Source organism: Sulfuritalea sp. (assembly GCF_031426875.1).
Lineage (GTDB): Bacteria > Pseudomonadota > Gammaproteobacteria > Burkholderiales > Rhodocyclaceae > Sulfuritalea.
In genome coordinates this window covers 12,182-35,082 of record NZ_JASJPC010000029.1, presented here as the reverse complement: position 1 = coordinate 35,082, position 22,901 = coordinate 12,182, and the positions used below count along the sequence as shown (strand labels likewise).

At 65.8% G+C, this 22,901-nt stretch carries 14 protein-coding genes; 11 read left to right on the top strand and 3 right to left on the bottom strand.

What is annotated here, in order from left to right; translation table 11 throughout:
• The first annotated feature begins 126 nt into the window (after positions 1 to 126).
• Both RMO95_RS13960 and RMO95_RS13955 read left to right on the top strand, forming a co-directional pair.
• Complete coding sequence (locus RMO95_RS13960) at positions 127 to 3,489, top strand: DEAD/DEAH box helicase (RefSeq protein WP_310451247.1); 3,363 nt, start codon at positions 127 to 129, stop codon at positions 3,487 to 3,489.
• Positions 3,490 to 3,633: 144 nt separating this feature from the next.
• Complete coding sequence (locus RMO95_RS13955; RefSeq protein ID WP_310451246.1) at positions 3,634 to 4,509, top strand: hypothetical protein; 876 nt, start codon at positions 3,634 to 3,636, stop codon at positions 4,507 to 4,509.
• A gap of 168 nt (positions 4,510 to 4,677) precedes the next feature.
• On the opposite strand, the gene fliG is transcribed toward RMO95_RS13955, so the two are convergent.
• Both fliG and fliF read right to left on the bottom strand, forming a co-directional pair.
• Positions 4,678 to 5,682, bottom strand: coding sequence for a flagellar motor switch protein FliG (fliG, locus tag RMO95_RS13950; protein WP_310451245.1), 1,005 nt, complete (start codon positions 5,680 to 5,682; stop codon positions 4,678 to 4,680).
• The gene (fliF, locus tag RMO95_RS13945; protein ID WP_310451244.1) at positions 5,672 to 7,312 is read right to left on the bottom strand and encodes a flagellar basal-body MS-ring/collar protein FliF; all 1,641 of its coding nucleotides are present in this window, start codon (positions 7,310 to 7,312) and stop codon (positions 5,672 to 5,674) included. Before fliF ends, fliG begins: the two co-directional genes overlap by 11 nt.
• Positions 7,313 to 7,483: 171 nt before the next feature.
• Between fliF and RMO95_RS13940 the strand changes: the two genes are divergently transcribed.
• The 4 genes from RMO95_RS13940 (at position 7,484) to RMO95_RS13925 (ending at position 12,080) form a co-directional block, all read left to right on the top strand.
• Complete coding sequence (locus tag RMO95_RS13940; protein WP_310451243.1) at positions 7,484 to 8,686, top strand: sensor histidine kinase; 1,203 nt, start codon at positions 7,484 to 7,486, stop codon at positions 8,684 to 8,686.
• The gene (locus tag RMO95_RS13935) at positions 8,671 to 10,074 is read left to right on the top strand and encodes a sigma-54 dependent transcriptional regulator (protein WP_310451242.1); all 1,404 of its coding nucleotides are present in this window, start codon (positions 8,671 to 8,673) and stop codon (positions 10,072 to 10,074) included. The genes RMO95_RS13940 and RMO95_RS13935 overlap by 16 nt, the downstream gene beginning before the upstream one ends.
• A gap of 70 nt (positions 10,075 to 10,144) precedes the next feature.
• A complete protein-coding gene (gene fliE, locus RMO95_RS13930) occupies positions 10,145 to 10,471 on the top strand; it encodes a flagellar hook-basal body complex protein FliE (RefSeq protein ID WP_310451241.1) in 327 nt (108 codons plus the stop codon).
• A gap of 100 nt (positions 10,472 to 10,571) precedes the next feature.
• Positions 10,572 to 12,080 carry a carbonic anhydrase family protein gene (locus RMO95_RS13925; protein WP_310451240.1) on the top strand — a complete coding sequence of 503 codons (1,509 nt, stop codon included), beginning with the start codon at positions 10,572 to 10,574 and terminating at the stop codon, positions 12,078 to 12,080.
• 226 nt (positions 12,081 to 12,306) lie between these two features.
• Here RMO95_RS13925 and RMO95_RS13920 read toward each other — a convergent pair whose 3' ends face one another.
• The gene (locus RMO95_RS13920) at positions 12,307 to 15,876 is read right to left on the bottom strand and encodes a PAS domain S-box protein (protein WP_310451239.1); all 3,570 of its coding nucleotides are present in this window, start codon (positions 15,874 to 15,876) and stop codon (positions 12,307 to 12,309) included.
• Positions 15,877 to 16,168: 292 nt separating this feature from the next.
• On the opposite strand from RMO95_RS13920, the gene RMO95_RS13915 reads away from it, so the two are divergent.
• From RMO95_RS13915 to RMO95_RS13895, 5 genes are all read left to right on the top strand, one after another.
• Positions 16,169 to 16,675, top strand: a complete 507-nt coding sequence (locus RMO95_RS13915; protein WP_310451238.1) for a hypothetical protein — start codon at positions 16,169 to 16,171, stop codon at positions 16,673 to 16,675.
• A gap of 73 nt (positions 16,676 to 16,748) precedes the next feature.
• Positions 16,749 to 17,978: an HD-GYP domain-containing protein gene (locus RMO95_RS13910; RefSeq protein WP_310451237.1), complete on the top strand. Its 1,230-nt coding sequence runs from the start codon at positions 16,749 to 16,751 to the stop codon at positions 17,976 to 17,978.
• 39 nt (positions 17,979 to 18,017) lie between these two features.
• The gene (locus RMO95_RS13905; RefSeq protein WP_310451236.1) at positions 18,018 to 18,830 is read left to right on the top strand and encodes a class I SAM-dependent methyltransferase; all 813 of its coding nucleotides are present in this window, start codon (positions 18,018 to 18,020) and stop codon (positions 18,828 to 18,830) included.
• Positions 18,831 to 18,965: 135 nt separating this feature from the next.
• Positions 18,966 to 20,759 carry a diguanylate cyclase gene (locus RMO95_RS13900; RefSeq protein WP_310451235.1) on the top strand — a complete coding sequence of 598 codons (1,794 nt, stop codon included), beginning with the start codon at positions 18,966 to 18,968 and terminating at the stop codon, positions 20,757 to 20,759.
• A 208-nt stretch (positions 20,760 to 20,967) separates the two neighbouring features.
• Positions 20,968 to 22,851 carry a tetratricopeptide repeat protein gene (locus RMO95_RS13895; protein ID WP_310451234.1) on the top strand — a complete coding sequence of 628 codons (1,884 nt, stop codon included), beginning with the start codon at positions 20,968 to 20,970 and terminating at the stop codon, positions 22,849 to 22,851.
• Positions 22,852 to 22,901 lie beyond the last annotated feature (50 nt).

The window sequence follows — 22,901 nt, the reverse complement described above, 5'->3', positions numbered from 1 at the left end:
GATAGCCGTAGCGACGCGGTCCGCAGGCCTTGCAACACCCGTCGTCAGATATCGCCGCTGTTATTGAAATACTTAGGACGCGCGGTATGTGCTAAGGTCGCCGCCCCTCGACCATGACTGCCTTGCATGCCCGCCAAGCCCATTTCCGCTGACTTACCGCAAGGCGAACTGCTCGACCGCTTCGACAGCGGAACCCTGCAACGCGGCGCTGCCTACGCAGCGGAAGGGCGTGTGCGCGTCAAGCGCGTCGAGCACGCAACGGACGAAATCCACGTCGAGGCCGAGGTTCAGGGCACCCGCAAGCGTCCCTACGAAGTCGACCTGTGGCTGGAAACCGATCCGGGCGGCGCGATTGTCGATGTCGACAATTCCTGCATGTGCCCCATGCAGGAGAACTGCAAGCATGTCGTGGCGGTGTTGCAGATACTGCAGCAGAGCGCGGATCTTGGCGGCCTGTTCGGCCACGGCGGCGCGGTCCAGGGGCAACAGGGCGACTACCCGGAACCCAGCGCTGCGACGCTCGACTGGCTGGGTTCCCTCGATAAGCCGGAGATGCCCAGGCCGACGCCGCTGCGCTCCCAGCCGCGGGTGGTCTATCTGCTGCAGCCGGGCACCGCGCCCAGTCTTTCCCTGGGCAAGAGCCGGCCGCTGAAGAAAGGCGGCTTCGGCAAACCGGCGATCTACCGGCCGCAGCCCTACGATCTGGGCGCTGCGCGCAGCCATCGCGATTTCATCCTCGACGAGGATATCCCGCCCTTGCGCCTGTTCCTGGCGCTGCAGGCCGGCGGCGGCTACTTCTACAACGAAGCCGTGGACCTCAGCGGCGAGACCGGTGCCCTGCTGTTGCGGCTGGCCTTGCGCACGGGACGCCTGTATCTCGATGGCCTGGTTGAACTGCCGCTTGCCACCGGCGCGCCGCGGCCCCTGGGTTTGTTGTGGACCCACAACTCGGCCGGCCTGCAGCAACTGAGCTTCGATCTGCCGCCGGAATTGCAGATGATCCCGACCTCGCCGCCGTTCTATCTGGACACGGCAGGCCGCATGGTCGGCGAATTGCAGTCGGAGCTGTCCGATCATTTATTGCAGCAGCTGCTGCAGGCGCCGCCGCTGAACGAAGCCGACGCGCCCATGGTGCGTCAGCGACTGGCGCAATTGGCGCGCGAGCGTCAGGTGCCGCTGCCGCTGCCCGATGCACCGGAGGCCGTCGCCGCTGGCAAGCCGAGCGCGCGCCTGGTGCTGACCCAGGGCCGCTTCCGCCATCTCGCCATGAACCGCCTGCACGACGACCTGGCGCTGGCCGTGCTGCACTTCGACTATCCGCAGGGCTTGAGCGTGATCGGCGTGGAACGGCCTTCGCCCTTCATGCGGCAGCGCGTGGACGGCCAGTGGCAGACGCTGCAGCGCGACCTGGAAGCGGAAGGCGAAGTCTGGCGTCTGCTGCAATCCATCGGGCTGGAAAGCTGGCAGCGCAGCCTGGGAAATTACCAGCGCCTGGAGGGGACCGAGGATGGCCTGATGCCGCTGCGCAACGACGCCGTCGGCTGGCTGTCCTTCCTCAACGAGGGCGTGCCGGCGCTGGAACGCCGGGAAATCCCGGTGGAGTTTGCCGACGACTTCCCGTATTGCATCGCCCAGGCGGAAGACTGGTTCGTCGCGGTCGAGGAATCTGTCGGCAGCGACTGGTTCGATCTCGATCTCGGTGTCCGCGTTGCCGGTGAGCGCGTGAGCCTGGTGCCGCCGCTGCTGCGCCTGCTGCGCGAGCAGCCGGACCTGCTCGGCGTGGTGCGCGGTCTCGAGGACAGCCAGACCTTCCCCGTCGCGCTCGACGCGCGACGCATCCTGCCGGTGCCGGCCGGCCGGCTCAAGGCCTGGCTCTTGCCGCTGCTGGAATTTCTCGACGAAGACCGGCCGCGCCTGTCGCGCCACAACGCCGCCGCCCTGGCCGGCCTCGACGAACTGCCGACGCAATGGATAGGCGGCGAGGAATTGCGCGACCTGGGCCGCCGCCTGCGCGATTTTTCCGGCATGACGCGCTACGAGCCGGCGCCCGGATTCACCGCGACATTGCGCCCTTATCAGCAGATCGGCCTCGACTGGCTGCAGTTCCTGCGCGAATACGGCCTGGCCGGCATCCTGGCCGACGACATGGGCCTGGGCAAGACGGTGCAGACCCTCGCCCACCTGCATCTGGAAAAAACCTCGGGCCGCGCCGACCGCCCCAGCCTGGTGGTCGCCACCACCAGCCTGATGGCCAACTGGCGCGACGAGGCCGCGCAGTTCACGCCCGATCTGAAAGTACTGATCCTGCATGGCAAGGACCGCGCCGAACGCTTCGGCGAGATCGGCCAGGCCGACCTGGTGCTGACCACTTATCCGTTGCTGGTGCGCGACCGCGAAACCCTGCTGGCGCAGGACTGGCATTTGCTGGTGATGGACGAGGCGCAGTTCATCAAGAATCCCAAGGCGCAGGCGCACCAGGTGGCGCGCAGCCTGCAGGCGCGCCATCGCCTGTCGCTGACCGGCACGCCGCTGGAAAACCACCTGGGCGAACTCTGGGCGCAATTCGACTTCCTGATGCCGGGCCTGCTGGGCAACGCCAAGCGTTTTACCCAGGTGTTCCGCACCCCGATCGAAAAGCTCGGCGAGGAGGAGATGCGCACGCGCCTGGGCGAGCGGGTGCGGCCCTTCCTGCTGCGGCGGACCAAGGAACAGGTGCTGAAGGACCTGCCGCCGCGAACCGAGATGGTGCGCTGGGTGGAGATCGAGGGCGGCCAGCGCGACCTCTACGAATCGCTGCGGGTGGCCTTCGACCGCAAGCTGCGCCTGGTGCTGACCGAACAGGGCGTCGGCCGCAGCCAGATCATGATCTTCGACGCGCTGTTGAAACTGCGGCAGATCTGCTGCGATCCGCGCCTGGTCAAGCTGCCGGCCGCCGAAGCGCTGGTGAAAAAAGGCCACGCCCATTCGGCCAAGCTGGCGACCCTCATGGAAATGCTCGATGAATTGCTCGACGAGGGCCGCAAGGTGCTGCTGTTCTCGCAATTCACTTCGATGCTGGGGCTGATCGAACTCGAGCTCGAAAAGCGCGGCATCCAATACGCCCGGCTCACCGGCCAGACCCGCGACCGCGAAACCCCGATCAAGGATTTTCAGGAAGGCCGCGTACCGCTGTTCCTGATCAGCCTCAAGGCCGGCGGCACCGGCCTCAACCTGACCGCCGCCGACACCGTGATCCACTACGATCCCTGGTGGAACCCGGCGGTCGAGGAGCAGGCCACGGCGCGCGCGCATCGCATCGGCCAGGACAAGCCGGTATTCGTCTACAAGCTGATGACCCAGGGTACCGTGGAAGAAAAGATCCTCGCCCTGCAGAATCGCAAGCGCGGTCTCGCCGACCAGTTGCTGAAGAAGGGCGGCGATAGCGGCGAAGGCGGCGGCCATCTGATCACCGCCAGCGACCTCGACGTGCTGTTCCAGCCGCTGGCCTGAGCCGCGGCATCCGGCCCGCGGTAAGATTGCCGGCGCCGGACCGGGCGGCCCGTCTTCGCGGGACAGCGCTCGCTGCTGCCGGAGAACCCGCTCGCTGTCCATGCGAGGCCGGAAAACAGGAAGGATGCGGAGATCGCCGCTGCCATGACAGAGAGATTTCGCGTGATCGAGGATGGCAAACCGGAAGCAAGCCGTGCCGCGCGCTTGCGCGTGGCGCTGTTGGTCCTGGGTCTGGGGCTGGGCCAGGTTGCGCTGGCCCAACTGGCGCCGGACAGCGGCGCCGGAAATTCACCGGCAGCGACGACCTCGGCGACCGCGGCGACCGCAGCGACCGCGCCGGCGAATGCGGACAGTTCGGCCGCGGCTGCCGACATCGAGTCGGCGCTGATGCGCCTGGAGGAGAAATATGCGATCCAGGAAAAGGAAGCCAGGGAACTCCAGGAAAAGCTGCTCGAACTGGAGAAGTCCAATCTCGAACTCACCGCCGGCAACCGGCGCTTGACGCAGCAGCTCGCGACTGCGCGCGAGGCCGGAAAACGGTTTTCGGCTGAACTGGCACGCCGGGTCTACCGGAATGTTTCGCGACATGTCGCTGGAATGGCAGGTACGTCGATTCCCTATGTGGGCACCGGCGTTTCCGTCGGCATGACGGGGCTCGATGTCAAGGAGGGCTGCGCGACGCTCGGCGCATTGAACGAATTGAACCGCGCCATGAAGCTGGAGACGGTCAGCGAATCCAAAGTCTGCACGCTGGCGGTGCCCACGCAGGACGAGGTGATGGCTCAGGTTCTCAGGAACTGGCGGACAGCCTATGCAGTGGCTGCGGCTTGGGCCAACCAGGACGAATCCACGCTGCCGGCCGAGCCGCCGACGGTTCCGCAGGCCCGTGCCAACGAGCTCTGGATGGCCGTGTTCGGCGCCATTCCGCAAGCCGTGAATCCAGCACCCCAACGACCCGGCCCCATCCAGCCGATCGCACCGACGCCGCCAACGCCGCCGACACCACCGTCGATCAAGTGACCCGCGCCCGGCCTCGGGCGCTCAGAGCTTGTGAAGAAATCGTAGCGAGCGGGCCGTAGCGGGGTGCGGCCGGAGCGCAGCTACCGGAACATATGTTGTTATATGTGAGGATAGCGAGCACCGCCCAAGCCCCGATCCGGCACGCGCAGTAGATTTATTCACAAGCTCTCAGACGAAGGCGTCGCCTTCGCCGCCACCACCAAGCTGGATCTGCCCTTCCTCGGCCAGGCGGCGCGCGACCTTGAGGATTTCCTTTTGCTCGTTTTCGACTTCGGAAAGACGCACGGGGCCTTTGGATTCGAGGTCTTCCCGCAGCATTTCGGCGGCACGCTGCGACATGTTCTTGAAAATCTTCTCGCGCAGTTCCGGCGACGATCCCTTGAGGGCGATGATCAGCGCATCCGACTGAACCTCGCGCAGCAGCAGTTGGATGCCGCGATCGTCGACATCGAGCAGGTTCTCGAAGATGAACATTTCGTCGAGGATCTTCTGCGCCAGGTCCGCATCGTATTCGCGGACGTTGTCGATGATGGCCGTCTCGTTGGTCTGGCCGACGAAGTTGAGGATTTCCGCGGCGTGCCGAATGCCGCCCATGGCGGTCTTCTTGATGTTGCCCGAGGCGCTGGAGAGGATCCGCGTCAGGGCTTCATTGAGCTCGCGCAAGGCGGTGGGCTGCACCCCGTCCAGCGTGGCGATGCGCAACAGGACATCGTTGCGCAAGCGGTCGGTGAAATGCTTGAGGATGTCGCCGGCATGGTCGTACTCGAGGTGCACCAGGATCGTGGCGATGATCTGCGGGTGCTCGTTGCGAATCAGTTCGGCGACGCTGGCGGCATCCAGCCATTTCAGGCCTTCGATGCCGGCGGTGTCGTTGCCCGACATGATACGGTTGATCAGCGCGCCGGCCCGATCGTCGCCCAGGGCCTTGGTCAGCATCTCCTTGATGGTTTCATTGTCGACGGCGACCGGCGATCCCTTGGCGGTCTGCTGGGTAAACTCGTCGATCACCGACTCGACGCGGTCGCGGGCCACCTGCTTGAGCGCCGCCATGGCGTGACCGATTTTCTGGACTTCCTTGGGCCCGAGGTTGCGCAGGATCTCGGCCGCCTCGTCCTTGCCCAGCGACAACAGCAGGATGGCACTTTTTTCGATGCCTTCGCTTTCAGCTCCCACCGCGGCCAACCCATTCCTTGATCATCGCGGCGACCGCCTTGGGATCCTGCTTGGCCATTTCGCGCGCCGCGGCCAATTTGGTTTCGTAGGAGTAGGCCGCGGCGCTTGGCGCGCGCTCGGCGCCCGCTGCGGCCGAGCGTGCGGCGGCACGCGAGGCCGCTTCGGACAATTGCAGCAGCATCGGCTTGAGCATGCGGGTCCACACCCAGAACACCCCGATAATGACGAGCAGGTACTTGCCGATCTCCTTCAGTGTGGCAATCAGTTCGGCATTGGCCCACAGCGGCGGTTCGGGCACGACCTCTTTTTCGATCACGGTGAATGGCGCATTGGCGACGTTGAGGGTGTCGCCGCGTTCCTGGTTGTAGCCCATGGCTTCGCGCGCAAGATCGTTGATCTGCTTCAGGTCGGCCTCGGACAGAGGCAGCGGTTTGGCCGGCGCCCGGCTGGCGGCCTGTGGCGTGGCGGCAGCCGCGGTCCGATAATTGACCACCACGGCCACCGACAGGCGGCGGATGGCGCCGGGTGCGACCTTGGTATGGCGCACGGTCTTGTCGACTTCGTAGTTTGTCGTCGCGCTCTTGCTGAAATTCTGCGTGCCGGACGCGCCGGACGCGAGACCTGCGGACTCGCCGGTCAGGGACTGCGGTGCGGTCGCCGGGGCCGGCGGCTGGTTGCTGAGGGCGCCTGGAATCCCGGCCGCCGCCGGGGAGCCGCTGCCCGATTCGGCCGTCAGTTGACTGCGTATGGCGGTGCCGGGCTGCGGGTTGGGGCGGAAGGTTTCGGCAACCTGGTCGGTTTGGGAGAAATCGACGTCGGCCGCCACCTGGGCGCGGACATTGTTGTCGCCGACGATGGGCGAGAGGATCGTCTCGATGCGTTTCACATAGGCCGCCTCGATGTCGCGCACATACTTGATCTGCGACGCGTCGAGCCCGGCGTCGCGCAGGGGATCCTTCTGCTGCGACAGCAGGTTGCCGTCCTGGTCGATTACGCTGACATGGCCCGGCGTCAGTTGCGGCACGCTCGATGCGACGAGATTGACGATGCCGGCGACCTGGGCGGCTTCGAGGCGGCGGCCGGGAACCAGGCTGACCAGCACCGAGGCAGAGGTTTTCTGATCGTCGCGCAGGAAGGCTGACTGCTTGGGGATGGCCAGATGCACGCGGGCGCCCTTGACCGCCGCGAGCGACTGTACCGAGCGTGCCAGTTCGCCTTCGAGTCCGCGCTGGTAATTGACCTGTTCGGCAAACTGGCTGATGCCCATTTTCTGGTTTTCGAGCAGTTCGAAGCCGACCAGTCCGCCCTTGGGCAGGCCCTGTGCGGCCAGGCGCAGGCGGGTGTCATGGACCACGGCCTGCGGCACGAGGATGGTGTGTCCGCCTTCGCTGAAGCGGTAGGGAACGTTCTGCTGCTGCAGGGCGGCGACGATGTTGCCGCCGTCCTTTTCGTCGGCGATCGAGAAAAGCACGGCATAGGAAGGCTCCTTGGCCCACAGCAGACCGCCGATCAGAACCGCCAGGAACAGGGCGAAGCCAAGCATGGCAACCAGCTTCTGGCCGGCGCCGAGGCGTGCGAAGGCCTCCACCGAAAGCGGGAAGCCTGTTGCTGCAGTTGCGGTTTCTGCCATTGTGTCCTGTACTGTCCTGTATTCAGCGTGGTTTCCGCGGTCGGTCTACCCGCGTGCAGAGTATGGATTGGCACAGCAAGACTGATTCCCGAAAGAAGCGGCAATTTTTACCGGTATATCGGATACCCGTTTCCTTGTTTGCAAACCTTGATTCTGCCATCATCGCAGAACATGGTACTTCCCTCAGACACTGCCAAGCCTCCAGGCGTTCCGGCCTCGGCCGCCCAGGTTGCGCCCGAAGAGGCCTTGCGCCTGACCGAGGCCTTTCGCATGTTCAGCCAGGCTTCCGAGGAGCTGAGCGGGGCCTACAGCGAACTGCAGGTTCAGGTGGCGCGGCTTACCGAGCAACTGGCGGCCGCCAACGGCGCCCTGCGCCAGCAGTACCAGGAAAAGGCCGCGCTGACGGAACGCCTCAGCCTGCTGCTCGATGCGCTGCCGGCCGGCGTTGTGGTGCTGGACGATGTCGGCAACGTGGTGCAGACCAATCCCGCCGCCAGCGACTTTCTCGGTGGCGTGGACGTCGATGCCGGCTGGGCGGCGATTTATGCGGAGGCGCTGACGCCCGGCGACACCCCCGGCGAATTCATAGCCGGCGAACGGCGTCTCGCGGTCGACGTCACGCCGCTCGATTCGGCCGGCGGCCGCATTGTGCTGCTGCACGACATCACCGAGGCGCAACAGCTGAAAACCCAGGCTGCACGCACCCAGCGCCTGGCCGCGATGGGCGAAATGGCAGCGCAGCTGGCGCACCAGTTGCGCACGCCGCTGACAGCCGCCCTGCTGTATGCCGGGAACCTCGAAAGCGCCGAAATACCGGCGCACAGCCGGGCCTCGATTGCCGGCAAGACCGTGGCGCAGCTCAAGCACATCGAGCACCTGATCCAGGACATGCTGCTGTTTGCCCGCGGCGAGGTGCTGGGCCGCGAACGCTTCGCCGTGAGCGATCTGCTGGCCGAGCTGGCGCGCAATTTCGAGCCGCTGGCCCTGTCCGCCAGAGCCGGATTCGTCGTCGCGGATCACAGCGACGGAGGCTTGCTCACCGGCACGCGCAAGTCGCTGGTCAGCGCCCTGACCAGCCTGCTGGAAAATGCCCTGCAGGCGGTCGACGGCCGGCCGGCCGGCCGTATCGAACTGTCGGCCCGCTGCGAGGAGGAAACGCTGCAACTGGCCGTGACCGACAACGGCCCCGGCATGGACGCGGCGACCGCGGCGCGCCTGTTCGAGCCATTCTTCACCACCCGCAGCAACGGCACCGGCCTCGGTCTGGCGATTGCGCGCGGGGTGGTGCGTGCCCATGGCGGCGGCATCGATGTCGTCTCCAACCCCGGGGCCGGTGCCCGCTTCATCGTCAGCCTGCCATGTCCGAAAAACTGAGCATCCTTGTCGTCGAGGACGACGATGCCCTGCGCGACGCGCTGCAGATCACCCTGGAGGCGGCGGGCCACGCGGTGACCGGCACCGATGGCGGCGCCGCGGCGCTGGCGGCGCTGCGCGGCAAAAGCTTCAACATGGTGGTTTCGGACCTGCGCATGAGGCCGATGGACGGCCTGGTCCTGCTCGGCGAAATCCGCAACCGCCATCCCGGCTTGCCGGTGCTCTTGATGACCGCATTCGGCGATGTGGACAAGGCCGTCGCGGCGATGCGCGGCGGCGCTTGCGACTTCATGCTCAAGCCCTTCGAACCGAAGGCCCTGATCGACCAGATCGCCCGCTATGCGACACCGCCCGCGCCGGCGGCAGGCGTGGTCGCCGTCGATGCCAAGACACGCGCCACGCTGCTCCTGGCCGCGCGCGTGGCGCGCACCGACGCGACCGTGCTGCTGACCGGCGAATCGGGCGTCGGCAAGGAGGTTTTCGCGCGCTACATCCACGACCAGTCGGCGCGCGCCAAGGGCCCCTTCGTCGCCATCAATTGCGCGGCGATCCCTGACAACCTGCTCGAAGCCACGCTGTTCGGCTACGAAAAAGGCGCGTTCACCGGGGCGCAAACGGCCCAGGCCGGCAAGTTCGAGCAGGCCAACGGCGGCACCCTGCTGCTCGACGAGATTTCCGAAATGCCGCTCGGCCTGCAAGCCAAGCTGCTGCGCGTGCTGCAGGAACGCGAGGTCGAGCGGGTCGGCGGCAAGAAGCCGGTGGCGCTCGACATCCGCGTGCTGGCGACCTCAAACCGCGACATGGCCGGCGAAGTGCGGACCGGGCGTTTTCGCGAAGACCTGTTCTATCGCCTGAACGTGTTCCCGCTCGAAATCCCGCCCCTGCGCGAGCGTCCCGGCGACATCGTGCCCCTGGCGCGTCTGGCGCTGGCGAAAATGGCCGCCGCGGCGGGGAGGGCGGCAACATTTGCCGCTGCGGCCGAGGAGCGGCTGGCCGCCTACGCCTGGCCGGGCAACGTGCGCGAACTGGAGAACGTCGTGCAGCGTGCGCTGATTCTCGAACCCGGCGAATCGATCAGGGCGGAAAATCTGCCGCTCGATCGCCTGGCTGCCGTGGCAAGCGTGACAGCCGGGGCGGGCGATCCGGCGGCCGAGCCGGTCCCGGCCGCCGTGTCGCCAGCGCCAACTCTTGTCCCGGGCTCGGGCGACGGCGGCGCTCCGCCGAACATGAAGGATCTGGAACGGCAGCACATCCAGGAAGTATTGGCCCGTGTCGGCGGTTCGCGCAAGAAGGCGGTGGCCATCCTGGGCATCTCGGAACGGACCTTGCGCTACAAGCTGAACCAGTATCGCGCCGAAGGCCTGCTGGCGGGGAGCGAGGACGAATGAGGCGACAAGCCATGTTGGCACGCCATTTGCTGCTTCTCAACTGAACAAACTTATCAGGGTTACCCCGGCCATGGCCATCGACACGCGACAAATCGACCAGATGCTTTCCGAGCTGCGCTCGGCGGCCTCCTTGGCGGGCGGGAAACCCGCAGGCAGCGAGCCTACTGCCGGCGGCCCCGACTTTGCCCAGGTACTCAAGAGCACCATCGACGACGTCAGCGCCGCCCAGGTCGATGCGCGCAAGCTGGCCGAGGATTTCTCCAGCGGCCAGAGCGACGTCAACCTGCAGGATGTGATGATCAACCTGCAAAAAGCCAGCCTGTCCTTCCAGCAAATGGTCCAGGTGCGCAACCGGCTGGTGTCGGCTTATCACGACATCATGAACATGCAGGTCTGAGTCAGCGTCCCCGGCAGGCGCCTTGGTTGGCCGCCTGCGCCTCAAGTCTCCCGCCTGGATGCCGTAAATCGGGCTAGGCCGAAAAGAAAAAAGGGAAATCATGTCTGTAATGCGCGTGGCGTGCACCGTCGGGCTGCTGGCCCTGCCCGTCGTCGGGCTGGGCGCGAGCGCCGGCGGCAACTGGCAGGGCATTCTTGCCGGTCGCAGCGAAACCATAGAAATCGACCGCACGCGCATCGAACCCGCTTCCGGCGGCGCCACGGCCTGGAGCCGAGTCAAGCTGGATCGCCCGGTTAATGATCCCGGGGGCGTCTATGACACGATTCACGCCCAGAATCTCTACGATTGCGCGGCCCGCCGCTTTACCACGCTGCGCAGGGTTTATTTCAGCGGCGACAGCCTGGTGCGCGAAGACGTCGTGGCGCGTCGACGGGCCAACGCGGTGGTTATCGGCAGCATCGACGAGCGCTTGTTCAATGTCGCCTGCAGCGCCAGGCTTGCCGGTGCAGCAGGCGCGCAGGAAGCGGTGTCCGCCCCGGCGGCGGTGGAAACGGCGAAAGTCACGCCGGTCGAACGTCCGGCCGCGATGCATGCCGACATGCGCAGCGCGGCGGCCGAGGCCGGTGCGCGGCGGCTGACGCCGGTCGCCGATACGGTGCCGGTGCCGGCAGCGGACAAGCCGAAACTGATCGTCCTGCCGCCCATCGACAAGGCCGCGGCGGCCGAGGCGGCGGTAAAGGCCGGGGTTGCCGGCGGGCCGAAGCCTGCGGCCGCAAAGCCTGCAGTGGCGGCAGCGCCGGCGATTCCGCGCGACCTGGATTCGGCTTCTGCCAGGCGGCAGCGCGAACTGCATTACGCCACATCCGGTCCGCGCAAGGCTGCGCAACAAAAAACGGCGGCAGAGGTGGCGCCTGCCGTCCCGGCTGCGCCCAGGCGTATCGAATGGGCCTACGAGGGTGAGGGCGGACCGTCCCACTGGGCACGCTTGCGCAGCGACTACGCCGCCTGCGGCAGCGGCAAGCGCCAGTCGCCGATCGACATTCGCGACGGCATCGCGGTCAATCTCGAAAGCATCAAGTTCGATTACCGGCTGGCGCAGTTCCGCATCATCGATATCGGCCGCGCCGTGCAGGTCAAGCTGGCGCCCGGTCAGGGCCTGACCGTGATGGGCAAACGCTATGAATTGCAGCAACTGCAATTCCATAGGCCGGCAGAGGAAAGAATCAATGGCCGCAGTTATGACATGTCGGCGCATCTGGTGCATCGGAGCGAGGATGGGCAAGTCGCCATCGTCGCGGTGTTGCTCGAAAAAGGCGCCGAGCACCCGCTGATCCAGACCTTATGGAACAACCTGCCGCTGGAGCCGGGTGTCGAGTTTGCGTCCGAGGACGCCATCGACGTGAACAGCCTGTTGCCGGAGAATCGCGCCTACTGGACCTATATGGGTTCCCTGACGACGCCGCCCTGCACCGAGGGCGTGTTGTGGATGGTGCTGAAGCAGCCGGCGCAGATCGGCGCGGAACAGGTGGCAATCTTTTCGCGGGTGTTCCGCAGCAATGCCCGTCCGCTACAGGCAGCCAACGGCCGGCTGATCAAGGAATCGCGCTGAGCCGAGAGCCAGGGAAAGTTGGCGCTGGCGACACGGCGGCCGCACGTCGCGGCGCTGCCTGCGCGTACCCCAAAAACCCGGTTCAATCCGCAGATGAAGCAGATTAGGCAGAGAACAGTGGCCGGTGTCCACCGCTCACCCGGCAGGTGCTACGGCCTGGCCAAGTAACGCCCAGATCCATCTGCGTTAATCGACGAAATCTGCGGATCAAATGCTTTTTGCAGGCTCAGACCTCGCCCAGGCCGCCGCACTTGGCGGCGCTGACCGTATCCGGTATCGCTGCGTTGATCGCTTCAACCAGTGCACGCATCTGGGCGATCAATGCGCAGCAGCGGATTTCTATCTGATGGCTCGGCGCATTCTCGCGCAGTGCCGCATGCAGCGAGGCCGCGGCCGCGGTTGCCGCAGTCGCGCCGATGGTGCCGGTGGAGCCTTTGAGGGTATGGGCCAGCCGGTGGAGTGCGGCCAGATCACGGGCAACAAGGGCTTCGGCAAGCGCCTTGGTATCGTTCGCATGGGTCTGGGCGAACAGGCTTAGCATCTGCCGGTGTTTGGGGACGCTGCCGCGCAGCAGCGTCAGGCCATGCTCGATATTGAGACCGGCAACCTGCGCCAGCCGCTGCCGCCAGGCGTCTATTTCGGCAGGAGCGATCCGGGTCCGCGGCGCCGGGCTCGGCGCCATGTCCCTGGTCGGCGCCGGCGTCAGTCCCGCGCTCGGCATCCATTTCAGCAGCGCCGCGTAGAGGTCGTCGGGATTCACCGGCTTGGTCACGAAGTCGTTCATTCCCGCCTCGGCGCAGGCGCGCCGGTCTTCCTCGAAGACGTTGGCGGTGATCGCCAGGATCGGAGTGTCGGCGCGGTTGGGCAGGGAGCGGATGGCGCGGGTTGCCTCGATGCCGTCCATGTGCGGCATCTGCATGTCCATCAGGATCAGGTCAAAGGGAATGGCGCGGGCCTTTTCCAGGGCATCGAGGCCGTCCACGGCAATATCCACGGCCAGTCCGGCACCGTGCAGCAGTTCCATCGCGACTTCCCGGTTGATGGCGTTGTCTTCGGCCAGGAGCACGCGCGCGCCGCCGTGGCGACGGCGCAGTTCCGTCGCGACGTCCTCCATGGCGACTTCGCTGGCGACGGGCATTACGCCCGTGCCACGCTGCAGTCGAGCCGTGAACCAGAAGGTGCTGCCGCCCCCTGGCGTGCTTTCGGCGCCGACTTCCCCCCCCATCAGCTCGGCCAGCCTCCGGGTGATGGCCAAGCCCAGGCCGGTACCGCCATACTTGCGCGTGGTCGAGGCATCGCCCTGCTCGAAGGCGTGGAACAGGTTGGCGATCTTGTCGGTGGCGACGCCGATCCCGGTATCCGTCACTTCGAAGCGCAACAGAAGATTGTCGCCAGCCTCGTGCAGCAGCCGGGCGCGCAGCGTGATGCCCCCGCTTTCGGTGAACTTGATGGCGTTGATGGCATAGTTGAGCAGTCCCTGGCGCAGGCGCGTGGTGTCGCCGCGCAGCCAGACCGGCGCCCCGGCGACGTCGAGGGTGATGCTGAGTCCCTTGCCGCGGGCGCGGTCGGAAATCAGCGAAGAGACATGATCGAGGATGGATGAGAGCGGGAAGTTCGCCTGCTCCAGGGTCAGCTTGCCGGCTTCGATCTTCGAGATGTCGAGGATGTCGTTGATGACGGCGAGGAGGTGATTCGCCGTCGCGTCGATCTTGGCCAGCCTGTCGGCCTGCTCGGCCGTGGGGGTGCTGCGGCGCAGGAGATGGGTGAGGCCGATGATCGCGTTCATCGGCGTGCGAATCTCGTGGCTCATGTTGGCGAGGAACACGCTCTTGGCGAGGTTTGCGGCTTCCGCCTGGCGCATGGTGGTAGCCAGTTCGCTGGTGCGTTCGCGGACGCGCGCTTCGAGCCGGTCATTCAGGTCGCGGAGCGCGAGTTCGGCACGCTTGACCTCGGTAACGTCGCGCACCGTTCCGATGACTCCGATGATTTCGCCACGGGTATTGCGCAGCGGGGCCGTCAGGGCCGATGCCCAGCCCGCGCGGCCGGTACGCTTGACGGCGAAGGGAAACTCGATAGCTTCGGGGGTTTCGCCGGTCAGCGCGCGTTCGACCCGCAGCATGACGCCGCTTTCCGCCATGAAAGGCACGATCTCCCAGGGATCGTGGCCGATCACGTTTTGCGCCGACATTCCTGTGAGCTGTTCCATGTAGGGGTTCCATACCCGGTAACGCAGGTCGGGGCCATACACGATGATTCCTTCGCTGGCGCTGGCGATGATTTCCCGGTTCATCTGGTTCGATTCGAGCAAGGCGAGTTCCGTGTACTTGCGCTCGGTAATATCCTGAATCAGGCCGCGCATTTTCAGCGGCCGGCCCGCTTCGTCGAACTCGACGCCGCCGAGGCCGCGGACCCAACGTTGGGCGCCGTCGCTGTGGCGCAGGATGCGGAACTCCCGGTCAAAAGACTGGTTGCGGCCGAGGACATCTTCCTTCAGGTAATCCAATACCGCGAGGCGGTCATCCGGATGGATCAGCGCCGCCCATCCGGCCATCGACCGCTCATAGGAATCGTCGATGCCGAAAATGCGGTCGAACACCTCCGAACTGGTCCAGCGCGCGGTGTCGGCATCGATGGAGTAGCTGCCGAGTCCGGTGATGGTCTGCGACTCCCTGAGCAGATGCTCGCTTTCCCGCAGTTCGTCTTCTCGCTGGGCGACGATTCCGAGCAGCTGGTTGAAGCTGCGGAACAAGTCGCCTATTTCATCCTGGCGGGTGACGGTCAGCGGCTCCGGGCGGCTGTTGGCCGTGGACATAGCGACCAGGCTGCGGGCTGCGGCAATCACCGGTGCCAGTTGGCGCCTGATCATCCACCAGGTCAGCCCGCCGGCCAGCAGGGTCAGAAAGATCGTCGCGATCAGCATGCGCTGCTGCAAGGCGCGGATCGGGGCAAAGGCTTCCGCGGTTGGCAGCGAGACCGCCAGGTACCAGCCAGCGACGGAGACGGACTTGGCGGAGATCAGCACTTCCTCGCCCAGCGGATTGAAGAACACTTCCGAACCTTCGAAGCCGTCAAAAAAACGGTCCATGATCGGGTTGATGCCGGGGGCGGGGAGTATTTCGAGGTTGCGCTGTTCGTCAGTGGCGGTGACGATCAAACGATGCTGCGGGGCAACCAGCAAATAGCCACCGGTCTTGCCGTAGCGGCCTCCGGTTATGTTGTTGAGGAAATTCAATTCGCCGAAATTGATCACGCCGACCAGGGCGCCGATCACCGTGCCGGCCGCATCGTGTATCGGCGCCGCCAGGCCGACGGCAGGCCCGGGGGACTTGCTGCCCGCGAACGGCCGGCCGACGCTGGTGACCCCCTCCTTGAGAGCGGCGGCCACGCTATCGAATTCGGCGGTGTCGGCCTGGAGACGCTCCGCACCGTTCGGCACGGCGGCGATCAGCGTGCCGTCCGGCCGGTAGACGCCGACACCGCCGTTGAACAGGCTTGCCAGATAGGGGCGCCGTTCCAGCAATGCCTGGACCGCGGCAGGGCCCTGCGCTATGGTCGGCACGGCGAGTGGCGCGAATTCGGTCAGCGTGCCCAGCCGGTTTGCCAATTCCTGGTCGATCGTCTTGCCGATGAATGACGCGGCGGAGAACTGCTGCTCGCCGAGCAGTCTTTCTATATCCTCGCGCAGGGTGCGGCTGGCATAGAACGCCAGCGACCAGATGCCGAACAGGAAAATCACCAGGGTAAACAGGGTCACCCGCGCCTTGAGCGACCATTTTTCCGGGAAATGCCAATTCATGCGCTTCTCCACCCCTTTGAGTCTGTTCAGCGAACGCCACCGGGGCGATTGCGGCTATCGCACAGCAGGGAAATACTGCAGCCAATTGGCCTGCGTCCGTGTGCACACCGTGTGTGCGCAACTTTAGCATCTTCTCCTCGCCGTCCGCAGTCGCATGTACTGCCGCATGTGCCCCCACTGGGTTCGAGGAATCTCGGTTAAAGTTGGCGGCTGTCGTGGCGGCAGAGCCACGTTGGACAAGGGCAACAGTCGCAATCGGATAGAGGGTTCAGGCGTGGGAATTGGAAAGTTGATGGACGGGAATGCAGCCAACTGGCGCGGTCTTGGCGCAGTGCGCAGCCTGCAAGCTGCCAGGCGACAGGCAATTCTGTGTTCGGCGGCATTGCTCGGCGCCTGCGGCGACAGCCAACTGGCTTTCGTCACCGAAGGCGATCCGGGGCAATCGCTGTCCGTGATTCGTGAGCAGACCTATCTTGCCGGGCCCTGGCAGACGACCTTGATAGTCGCCGGCACTCCACGGTGCCAGCGGCGCTATCCGCTGCCGGGAAAGACCACCAGCCAGTTCACCATGGATGTCCATCGGCCGCAGCCCGGCGTGTTCATACTCAAGGCCGACAACATCTGGTACGTCACCGAGCTGCAGGAGTGCGGCTTTCAGGCCTACAAGACGCCACCGCCGGCACCGGGCGCGCTCGCTGGCCGGTTTGAAGTCGGTGAAGGCGAGCTCCGCTATGTCCCGACGACGCCCGCGCGTTCCGCAACGGGCGGCGCCTCCCGGTCGCGTGGGGGCAGCAGGTGACCCCTGCGATGACCGGATTCGTGCCGACCCGAAGCCAGCCTTGCCGTCGCGCACCGCAGCTTCCAGGTCCGGCATGCTGAAACGCATCGGCGTCGAGAATCTGCGCATCGGCATGCACATCCACGAATTGTGCGGGTCGTGGATGGATCACCCGTTCTGGCGCACGCGCTTCGTTCTCGACGATGCCGAGGACATGCGCCGCCTGCGCGAAAGCGGCATTACCGAAGTCTGGATCGATACCGCCTTGGGACTCGACGTGCTGCAGGCGGAGCCGCGCGCGGAAGTCCGCACCGAAGCCCAGGTTGCGGCCGAGGTGGATCAGGCCTTGGCGCAGGCGGACCTGCAAGGCGCGACGCGCGGACCGGTGGCCACCATCGAAGAGCTTGCGCGCGCCGTGAGGATCTGTGCCCGCGGCAAGAGTGCCGTGGTTTCGATGTTTAACGAAGCGCGCATGGGCAAGGCCATATCGTCCACGGCTGCCGACGCGCTGGTCGATGAAATTTCGAACTCCGTGATGCGCAATCCCGGCGCGCTGATCAGTCTGGCGCGGCTGAAAACCGCCGACGATTACACCTACCTGCATTCGGTGGCGGTATCTGCGCTGATGGTGGCGCTGGCCAGGCAACTGGGGCTGGATGCGGCGACCACCCGCGAACTCGGCAAGGCGGGACTGCTGCACGACCTGGGCAAGGCCAAGACGCCGATCGAGATCCTCAACAAGCCGGGCAAATTGACCGACGAGGAATTTGCCGTCATCAAGCGTCACCCCGAACAGGGGCACGAGATTCTGGTGGCCGGCGCGGCAAGCGGCGAAATTCCGCTCGACGTGGTGCTCCACCACCACGAAAAGATGGACGGCGCAGGCTATCCGCGGCGCTTCAAGGGCGACGAAATCAGCCTCTATGCAAGAATGGGGGCGGTCTGCGACGTCTATGATGCGATCACCTCGAACCGGCCCTACAAGGACGGCTGGGACCCGGCCGATGCGATTCGCAAAATGGCCGAATGGTGCGGCGGCCACTTCGACAGTCGCGTGTTCCAGGCTTTCGTCAAGTGCATCGGCATCTACCCGATCGGCTCGCTGGTGCGTCTGGCGTCCGGGCGGCTGGGTGTCGTCGTCGAGCAGTCGGGCGGTTCATTGTTGACGCCCTGCGTCAAGGTATTCTTCTCGACCCGTTCGCAGTCGCACATCCCGCCCGAGGTGATCGACCTTTCGCTTCCCGCCGCAAAGGACAAGATCGTCAGCCGCGAGGATGCGAGCCGCTGGGGACTGAAAAATATCGAGCGGTTCTGGGTGCCCTGAGTGAGGCGGCCCCCCACGTCACAGCCGGACCGGACAAGCATGACCGGGATCGACCCGGTGCTGGGCGGTGCGGCAGCGAGCGATGGGGTAGCGCCCGGCGACCGACATCCCTTGGCGCCGGCGCTGCTCGCCCAGGTGCTGGGCGCGCTGATCGCGGGCGGCCTGGCGCTGCTGGCGGCCCCCGCATTGTTCGGGCAGCCGCTGCTTCTCGCCACGCTGCAGGGCGTGCTGGCGCTGCTCATCGCCTGGCGCCGGGGGGCGCCGATCTGGTGGCTGCCGATACATTTGTGTTTCCTGCCGCTGGCCGTCATGGCTCGCGGCATGGCCTTGCCCGGCTGGGTCTGGGGCGGCGGATTCGTGCTGTTGCTACTGGTTTTCTGGCGCACCGACAAGAGTCGCGTGCCTCTGTATCTGACCAATCGCCGGAGCCGGGATGCCCTGCAGCTGCAACTGCCCGCCGGTCCTTGCCGGGTGATCGATCTGGGCTGCGGCGATGGCGCCGTGCTGCGCCAACTGGCAGCCGCCCGTCCGGACTGCCGCTTTGTCGGCTTCGAGCATGCGCCGCTGACATGGGCCTGGGCCTGGCTGCGGGCGCGCGGCCAGCGCAATCTCAGCATCCGTTGCGGCGACTTCTGGACCCATTCGCTGGCCGGCTATGACCTGGTCTATGCGTTTCTTTCGCCGGCGGCGATGCCGGCGCTGGGTATCAAGGCGCGCACCGAGATGTCCCCGTGCGCCCGCCTGGTCAGCAATAGTTTCGCCATCCCGGGACAGGTTGCGCTGGACGTGATCGACGTGCCTGACGCGCGCAAGACGCGCTTTTACACCTATGATTGCGGCCGGTCGCAATGAGCGACACGAGCGATCGGTGCCATGGCCGCAAGGATTCCGGCCCAACGCTCCATCGTCCGGCAATATTGTGGCGGCACGGATATTGCGGAATGAGTATTGCGACCAGGTGCCGCACTGATGAGACAAAGGTAAACCATGGCTGATTCTGCTCCGCTTTCCGAGACCGAACTTGCGCGAGAAACCCTGCGTCGGCTCGCATCGAAAAAGATTCCTGCAACGCCGGACAACTATCGGGCGGTTTATTTCGAGATATCGGGCGCGCCGGCACCGGCGTCCTTCCCCGAACGCGAACTGAAGGGCCTGCTTGCCGGCTTGCCACGCAGCGGTCCGGAGCAATTGCGCTTCGTGCGCCAGTTCGAGGCCGGGGTTGCCAAGGGTAGCTGGGATGGCGTCGGCAGCGCCTTGACCGAATTCCTGGTCAAGTCGGGCAGCGAGTCGCACAATTGGCCGGGCCTGATCCGGGAGCTGCTGCTGCAACTGGAAACCCACCATGCCGGTCTCACTGCCGCCAAAAAAAAGGAGGCGCTGGACCGCGTGCTGTCCGGTTCCGGTAGTCCCGAGCTACAGCTTGGTCGGCTACATGCCTTGATTCGTTCCTGGTCGCAAAATGCGTTCATCGACAGGGCCGACACGGCCGCGCCCATGGTTGATGCGGTTCCTGCGCCAACGCCATCGGCCGCGGCGCCGATACCGGAGCGGAGCGCGTCGAGCCCGTCGTCGGGCTGGCAATTGGGGACCAACGAGCTGCGGGAAATCATCGTCCAACTGCTCGACAACACGCTCTCGATCGTGTTGCGCGACAGCCCCGATCTCGCCGCGGAGGCGGCCGAAATATCGCGCTCGGTACACGCCGCGCAAACTGCCGAAGCCCTGAGCGGAATCTCCGAACGCCTGAAAAAGCTCAGCTACCGGGCGCTGTTCGTCGCCGAGGACCAGTCCGAACTGAGCGCCGCGCTGATGCACCTGGTCCAGCTGATCATCGACAACATCAGCGAGCTGGTGGTCGAGGACCAGTGGTTGACCGGGCAGATCAAGGTGGTGCGCGATCTGATCCAGCAACCGCTCAGTCTGCGCAGAATCGACGACGTCGAGCGCCGCATGAAAGATGTCATCGTCAAGCAGAGTTCGCTGAAGAAGAACTTGCACGAAGCCAACGATCGTCTCAAGTTCATGCTGGCGACCTTCGTCGATCGCCTCGCCGATTTTTCCGAGACGACCGGCGATTACCACAGCAAGATCGAGGGCTACTCGGAAAAGATCAGCAAGGCCGGCAATATCGCCGAACTCACCGAGGTGCTCGACGAGGTGATGCGCGCGACCCGGGTGGTCCAGCTCAATGCGGCGCGCTCGCGCGACGAACTGAGCACGATGCGCAGCAGGGTAAGCGACGCCGAGGAAGTGGTGGCGCGGCTGCAGACCGAATTGTCGAGTGCCAGCGAACTGGTGCGGCTCGATCAATTGACCGGCGCGCTCAACCGCAAGGGCCTCGACGACGCGCTCGAAAAGGAGATCGCCCGGCTCAAGCGGCAGAGCGGAACATTGAGCATCGCGCTGCTCGATATCGACAATTTCAAGAAACTCAACGATACCCTGGGGCATGCCGTGGGCGACGCGGCCCTGGTGCATTTGTCGAAAGTCGTGCGCGAAACGGTGCGGCCCCAGGACCTGCTGGCCAGGTATGGCGGCGAGGAGTTCGTGGTGCTGTTGCCGAACACCTCCGTCGAGGACGGCGTGTCGGTGATGACGCGGGTGCAGCGCGAACTGACGCGCGAGTTCTTCCTCAACAACAATGAAAAGGTGCTGATCACTTTCAGCTGCGGCGTGGCCGAAATCCGCAATGCGGAAGATCCCTACGAGGCGCTCAAGCGTGCCGACGGGGCCATGTACCTGGCCAAGCGCGTCGGCAAGAACCGCGTCGTCCCGGCCTGAGATCCCGCCGCCTGGTAGTTTTCCGGCGACGGGCGCGGCCGCGGCAAGCGAATTCCGTCAGCTTTGCCATCCCGGCTGACGCCAGCCGAACTGCTGGGAACGCCGGCCGCAATCAGCGAGCATGCGATCAACTCGGCTATTGATCGTCGCTTTCGCCGGGCACTGCTTGCGTTAGCCTGCCTGGCATGATTCGACAATTCCGCAGGGCATGAAGCAGTCCCTGGTTCCCCTGCCATCCGCGGCGCTGCTGGGATTTTTCCGCGGCGCGCTGGATAGCGCACTGGTCGAGCGCGGCGCGGCGCAAGGGCTCGAATTGCTGGGGCGTCCGGAGGAATTCTGGGCTCAGCTTGCGCCCCTCGAATTGCGCCGCATGGCAGCCGGCGGCAATGCCGGTGCCCGGGCCGAACTGGCCTGGCGCCATGTCAACGGTGATCGCGAGCAGAAGGATCCGGCGGCGGCGGCGCACTGGGCACTGCAAAGCGCGGAGGCGGATTGCCCGTCGGGACTTGCCGTGCTGGCCTGGCTGCTGCATCACGGCTGGGGGTTGCCGCGCGATGACGTCGAGGCGCAGCGCCTGTTCACCCGTGCCGCGGAAAGCGAGGTGATCCTGGCCCTGTATTGGCTCGGGCGCATGCATTATTTCGGCATAGGCGTCGGCGTCGGCGCCACGCCTGACTTCGCACGCGCCGAGCACTGGCTGCGGCGTGCCGCCGGACATGGGCATGCGGCGTCGCGCGACCTGCTGGCGCGCTGCCATTTCTTCGGCCGCGGCGTGGCGCAGAATCGCGAGGAGGCGTTGCGCCTGTGGCATGCGGCGGCCGCAGACGGCATCGCCAGCGCGAGCTTCTGCCTCGGCATGTGCCTGTATGTCGGCGAGGGCATTGCCGCCGATCCCGCCGCCGCGGTGGTGCATTTTCGGGCAGCCGCCGACCAGGGCGTGGCGGGAGCGATGTTTCTGCTCGGGCAATCGGCCTGCTTCGGCATCGGCATTGCCCGCAATCCGGATTCCGCGTTGGAATGGTACGGCCGAGCCGCGGAGCGGGGCAGCCGCGAAGCCGAGTTCGAACTGGGCGAGTGTCATGCCTACGGCATCGGTGCGGCCGGTCGCGACCTTGGTGCGGCACTGCGCTGGTGGCGGGCTGCGGCGCAGCACGGGCACGTCCGGGCGCATCTCAAGATTGCTCACGCCTATCGCTGGGGCGACGGCATCGCGGAGGACAAGGCCACGGCATTGACTTGGTATCGCGCGGCCGCGGATCTGGGCGACGCTGCGGCTTGGGTCTGGCTCGGCGAATGCCACGAGCGCGGCGAAGGTACGGCGGTCGATCCCGTGACGGCGCGCCGCGCCTATCGCCAGGCGGCGGCCTGCGGCGACGCGCATGGCATGGCCGAACACGGGCGTTGCCTGTTGCTGGGGATCGGCGGCGAGATCGAAGCCGACCGCGGCGAGGCTTTGTTGCTGGCGGCGATGCAGGGAGGATGGCCGCAGGCCAGGGGCGAACTGGTGCGCTATTGGTATGGACGCGGGCGCGAACTGCTGGAGTCGGCCACCGCCGCGACGGATCCGACCCTGGCCGTTGCCGTAAGCTGCTTGCGCCGGGCCGCGACACGCGGACACCGGCGCGCCGCCTTCATGCTGGCCGAGTGTCTGCGCCACGGTACTGGGGTGGCGGCCGATGCCGCCGCGGCGGTGGACTGGTACCGCCGGGCCGCAGCGCTGCCCGATGCAAAACTGATCCTTGGCGACCTGTTGTATTTCGGCCAGGGCGTGGCGCGCAGGCCGGTCGAGGCATTTCACTGGTACCAGCAGGCGGCGGTGCAGCATGAGGATGCCTATGCCATGTACAGCTGCGGCTACTGCCTGCTGCACGGCGAGGGCGTCGAGCGCGATGCGCAGCGCGGGGTGTCCTGGTTGCGGCGTGCCGCCTTGCAGGACGAGGCGGGAGCCTGTTTCGAGCTTGGGCTCGCCTATCAGCGTGGCGAGGGTGTCAGGCGCAGTTCACGCCAGGCGGTGAAATGGCTGCGCAGTGCGGCGGGACTGGGTCATGCCGAGGCTCGGGCACTGTTGCTGCAACTGGGGGGCGCCGGATAGCGGAAGCGCTGTGCGGTGCTTCGCGATCGATCCAGCGGCAAGCTGCCGGC

Excerpts from the sequence above, each read along its gene's own strand:
- RMO95_RS13955 (WP_310451246.1), top strand. The coding sequence starts at position 3,634 with ATGACAGAGAGATTTCGCGTGATCGAGGATGGCAAACCGGAAGCAAGC.
- RMO95_RS13910 (WP_310451237.1), top strand. The coding sequence starts at position 16,749 with ATGCTGAAACGCATCGGCGTCGAGAATCTGCGCATCGGCATGCACATC.
- RMO95_RS13895 (WP_310451234.1), top strand. The coding sequence starts at position 20,968 with ATGAAGCAGTCCCTGGTTCCCCTGCCATCCGCGGCGCTGCTGGGATTT.
- RMO95_RS13935 (WP_310451242.1), top strand. The coding sequence starts at position 8,671 with ATGTCCGAAAAACTGAGCATCCTTGTCGTCGAGGACGACGATGCCCTG.
- RMO95_RS13960 (WP_310451247.1), top strand. The coding sequence starts at position 127 with ATGCCCGCCAAGCCCATTTCCGCTGACTTACCGCAAGGCGAACTGCTC.
- RMO95_RS13925 (WP_310451240.1), top strand. The coding sequence starts at position 10,572 with ATGTCTGTAATGCGCGTGGCGTGCACCGTCGGGCTGCTGGCCCTGCCC.
- RMO95_RS13920 (WP_310451239.1), bottom strand. The coding sequence starts at position 15,876 with ATGAATTGGCATTTCCCGGAAAAATGGTCGCTCAAGGCGCGGGTGACC.
- RMO95_RS13915 (WP_310451238.1), top strand. The coding sequence starts at position 16,169 with ATGGACGGGAATGCAGCCAACTGGCGCGGTCTTGGCGCAGTGCGCAGC.
- RMO95_RS13905 (WP_310451236.1), top strand. The coding sequence starts at position 18,018 with ATGACCGGGATCGACCCGGTGCTGGGCGGTGCGGCAGCGAGCGATGGG.
- fliE (WP_310451241.1), top strand. The coding sequence starts at position 10,145 with ATGGCCATCGACACGCGACAAATCGACCAGATGCTTTCCGAGCTGCGC.
- RMO95_RS13900 (WP_310451235.1), top strand. The coding sequence starts at position 18,966 with ATGGCTGATTCTGCTCCGCTTTCCGAGACCGAACTTGCGCGAGAAACC.
- fliF (WP_310451244.1), bottom strand. The coding sequence starts at position 7,312 with ATGGCAGAAACCGCAACTGCAGCAACAGGCTTCCCGCTTTCGGTGGAG.
- RMO95_RS13940 (WP_310451243.1), top strand. The coding sequence starts at position 7,484 with ATGGTACTTCCCTCAGACACTGCCAAGCCTCCAGGCGTTCCGGCCTCG.